The following is a 288-nucleotide window of genomic DNA, read 5'->3' as shown; positions in this document are numbered from 1 at the left end:
AGGGAGGGGGAGGTCGTGCTGGTCGACGGAGGTCGGGTCGCGTACGACCGGCTCGTCCTGGCCTGCGGTTCGATCCCCACCCTCCCGCCGATCCGCGGTCTGGTCCGCCGCGACGGCACGTTGCACCCAAAGGTCCACGCCTTCCGCTCCCTCGCCGACTGCCGGCGGCTGGACGCCGCCCTCGTCCCCGGCGCTCGTGCGGTCGTCGTCGGTGGCGGTCTTCTCGGCCTCCAGGTCGCCCGCGCGCTGTCGGTCCGCGGACTGCTGACCGAGGTCGTCGAGGGCGCC

1 protein-coding gene is annotated in these 288 nt (G+C 74.7%); it reads left to right on the top strand.

All coding sequences use genetic code 11. The annotated features are described in order from the left end of the window. Window positions 1-15: 15 nt before the first annotated feature. Window positions 16-288: FAD-dependent oxidoreductase (locus tag MN204_RS20455; RefSeq protein WP_249872899.1), on the top strand; the 273-nt coding region annotated here is incomplete at its 3' end.

This window comes from Oceanobacillus saliphilus (assembly GCF_023522835.1).
GTDB classification, from domain to species: domain Bacteria; phylum Bacillota; class Bacilli; order Bacillales; family Amphibacillaceae; genus Oceanobacillus; species Oceanobacillus saliphilus.
The sequence above is the reverse complement of the archived record's forward strand: the minus strand, read 5'-3'. Positions and strand labels throughout refer to the sequence as shown.